Source organism: Streptomyces sp. MnatMP-M17 (assembly GCF_900091995.1).
Lineage (GTDB): Bacteria > Actinomycetota > Actinomycetes > Streptomycetales > Streptomycetaceae > Streptomyces.
The window spans coordinates 1-1,125 of sequence record NZ_FMDK01000825.1; the positions used below are offsets into that span (position 1 = coordinate 1).

Consider the following 1,125-nt stretch of genomic DNA (forward strand, 5'->3'; position numbering starts at 1 on the left):
GTTTACAACATGTTGCGAACCCCTCACCTTTTCCCGGCCGCGCTCGTTGCGCCGCAGCCGGTGCACCGCCGCCGCGCGCTCCGCGTGCAGGGCGGTCAGGGAGCGCGCGCGCTCCGCGTCGCCGCGCGCCACCGCGTCCACGATCGCGCCGTGCTCGGCCCAGGACTCCACGGGATGCGCGGGCTGGTCGACCACATACATCCAGGCGATCTTGTGCCGGAGCTGGGTGAGCGGAGCGGTGAGCGCCGGGCTCCCCGACGCCTGGGCGAGCGTCTCGTGGAACCAGGCGCCGAGCGAGCGCAGATCCTCGCCCTGGCCCCGTCTGGCCCGCTCCTGGCCCAGTCTGACCAGGCCGCGGAGCACCTTGAGATGGGCCTCCGTACGGCGCTGGGCCGCGCGCGCCGCGCCCAGCGGCTCCAGGAGCTGCCGTACCTCCAGCAGGTCGGCCGCCTCCTGGTCCGTGGGCTCTGCCACACACGCGCCGACATGGCGGCGGGTGGTCACGAAGCCCTCGGACTCCAGTGTGCGCAGGGCCTCGCGCACCGGGACGCGGGAGACGCCGTAACGCCGCGCGAGCTGCTCCTCGGTGAGCCGGCTGCCCCGTTCGAATACACCGGAGACAATGTCGTCGCGGATCGCCGTGCATACCGAGTGCGCGGGAATGCGCATGTCCGAACCTCCGACTTAATCCGCGCGAAACGCTGCCGATCGACGCCTGTTCCGTGACTCTATTGCAATCAACGCGGATTTCCGATGGGTGCCCGGAATCAATAGATATCTTTTGGCCAGCGCGGGCTTCCATCAGACGTTCACGGCTTTGGTCAGACGTTCACACCGTGTGCGCGCAGATAGGCGACCGGGTCCATGTCCGAGCCGTACTCCGGTCCTGTCCTGGCCTCGAAGTGGAGATGCGGTCCGGTCGCGTTGCCGCTCGCGCCGGAGTAACCGATCCGCTGTCCCGGGACGACGGTCCCGCCGACGGAGACGGCGATCGAGGAGAGATGGCCGTACTGGGTGTACGTGCCGTCGGCCATCCGGAGCACGATGTTGTTGCCGTACGAGCCGCCCCAGCCTGCCTCGACGACGGTGCCCGCGCCGACGGCCAGGACCGGAGTACCGGACGCG

At 69.7% G+C, this 1,125-nt stretch carries 2 protein-coding genes; both read right to left on the minus strand.

Annotated elements, in window-relative coordinates:
- A partial coding sequence (locus tag GA0115259_RS31410; protein WP_107469305.1) for a GntR family transcriptional regulator occupies positions 1-669 on the minus strand: 669 nt, incomplete at its 3' end.
- A 152-nt stretch (positions 670-821) separates the two neighbouring features.
- Positions 822-1,125 (minus strand): M23 family metallopeptidase (locus tag GA0115259_RS31415; RefSeq protein WP_141716770.1); only part of this gene is annotated, 304 nt, incomplete at its 5' end.